Annotated in this window: 2 rRNA genes (both only partly in view); both read right to left on the reverse strand. The window is 52.1% G+C overall.

Going from position 1 to position 2,500, the window contains the following annotated elements:
• Nucleotides 1-103, reverse strand: a 5S ribosomal RNA gene (rrf, locus tag ACEWFJ_RS01020) (it extends 13 nt beyond the left edge of the window).
• Nucleotides 104-153: 50 nt separating this feature from the next.
• Nucleotides 154-2,500 (reverse strand): 23S ribosomal RNA (locus tag ACEWFJ_RS01025) (it continues 574 nt past the right edge of the window).

Genomic DNA, 2,500 nt, shown 5'->3' on the forward strand with positions numbered 1-2,500 from the left:
CTACTCTCACAGGGACAAAGTCCCAACTACCATCGGCGCTAGAGAGCTTAACTTCCGTGTTCGGTATGGGAACGGGTGTGACCTCTCTGCCATCATTACCAGACTTATGAAGGTATATTCCTTCAAAACTAGATAACATTTGCTTCATATTATATGGTTAAGTCCTCGATCTATTAGTATTCGTCAGCTCCACATGTCACCATGCTTCCACCTCGAACCTATCAACCTGATCATCTTTCAGGGATCTTACTAGCTTACGCTATGGGAAATCTCATCTTGAGGGGGCTTCATGCTTAGATGCTTTCAGCACTTATCCCTTCCGCACATAGCTACCCAGCTATGCCCTTGGCAGAACAACTGGTACACCAGCGGTGCGTCCATCCCGGTCCTCTCGTACTAAGGACAGCTCCTCTCAAATTTCCTACGCCCACGACGGATAGGGACCGAACTGTCTCACGACGTTCTGAACCCAGCTCGCGTACCGCTTTAATGGGCGAACAGCCCAACCCTTGGGACCGACTACAGCCCCAGGATGCGATGAGCCGACATCGAGGTGCCAAACCTCCCCGTCGATGTGGACTCTTGGGGGAGATAAGCCTGTTATCCCCGGGGTAGCTTTTATCCGTTGAGCGATGGCCCTTCCATGCGGAACCACCGGATCACTAAGCCCGACTTTCGTCCCTGCTCGACTTGTAGGTCTCGCAGTCAAGCTCCCTTATGCCTTTGCACTCTACGAATGATTTCCAACCATTCTGAGGGAACCTTTGGGCGCCTCCGTTACTTTTTAGGAGGCGACCGCCCCAGTCAAACTGCCCACCTGACACTGTCTCCCGGGTCGATAAGACCCGTAGGTTAGAATTTCAATACAGCCAGGGCGGTATCCCACCAGCGCCTCCACCGAAGCTAGCGCTCCGGCTTCAAAGGCTCCCGCCTATCCTGTACAAGCTGTACCAAAATTCAATATCAGGCTACAGTAAAGCTCCACGGGGTCTTTCCGTCCTGTCGCGGGTAACCTGCATCTTCACAGGTACTATAATTTCACCGAGTCTCTGGTTGAGACAGTGCCCAAATCGTTACACCTTTCGTGCGGGTCGGAACTTACCCGACAAGGAATTTCGCTACCTTAGGACCGTTATAGTTACGGCCGCCGTTTACTGGGGCTTCAGTTCAGAGCTTCGCTTGCGCTAACCCCTCTCCTTAACCTTCCAGCACCGGGCAGGTGTCAGCCCCTATACTTCGCCTTACGGCTTCGCAGAGACCTGTGTTTTTGCTAAACAGTCGCTTGGGCCTATTCACTGCGGCTTTCCGTTAAGAAAGCACCCCTTCTCCCGAAGTTACGGGGTCATTTTGCCGAGTTCCTTAACCAGAGTTCTCTCGCACACCTTAGGATTCTCTCCTCGCCTACCTGTGTCGGTTTGCGGTACAGGCACCTTTTATCTCGCTAGAAGCTTTTCTTGGCAGCGGGGAATCAAAGACTTCGCTCCATAAGGAGCTTCCCCATCACAGCTCAGCCTTCGCGGTAAGCGGATTTGCCTACTTACCAGCCTAACTGCTTGGACGTGCACAACCAATCGCACGCTTCTTCTATCCTTCTGCGTCCCTCCATTGCTCAAACGATAAAGAGGTGGTACAGGAATATCAACCTGTTGTCCATCGCCTACGCCTGTCGGCCTCGGCTTAGGTCCTGACTAACCCTGAGCGGACGAGCCTTCCTCAGGAAACCTTAGGCATTCGGTGGACGGGATTCTCACCCGTCTTTCGCTACTCATACCGGCATTCTCACTTCTAAGCGCTCCACCAGTCCTTACGATCTGACTTCACAGCACTTAGAACGCTCCCCTACCACTGATACCATAGGTATCAATCCGCAGCTTCGGTGGTGTATTTAGCCCCGGTACATTTTCGGCGCAGAGTCACTCGACTAGTGAGCTATTACGCACTCTTTAAATGGTGGCTGCTTCTAAGCCAACATCCTAGTTGTCTAAGCAACTCCACATCCTTTTCCACTTAATACACACTTTGGGACCTTAGCTGGCGGTCTGGGCTGTTTCCCTTTTGACTACGGATCTTATCACTCGCAGTCTGACTCCCAAGGATAAGTCATTGGCATTCGGAGTTTGACTGAATTCGGTAATCCGATGAGGACCCCTAGTTCAATCAGTGCTCTACCTCCAAGACTCTCACACTTGAGGCTAGCCCTAAAGCTATTTCGGGGAGAACCAGCTATCTCCAGGTTCGATTGGAATTTCTCCGCTACCCACACCTCATCCCCGCACTTTTCAACGTGCGTGGGTTCGGGCCTCCATTCAGTGTTACCTGAACTTCACCCTGGACATGGGTAGATCACCTGGTTTCGGGTCTACGACCACGTACTAAACGCCCTATTCAGACTCGCTTTCGCTACGGCTCCGCCTCTTCAGCTTAACCTCGCACGGGATCGTAACTCGCCGGTTCATTCTACAAAAGGCACGCCATCACCCGTTAACGGGCTCTGACTATT

This window comes from Bacillus sp. EA-CB0995 (genome assembly GCF_055814245.1).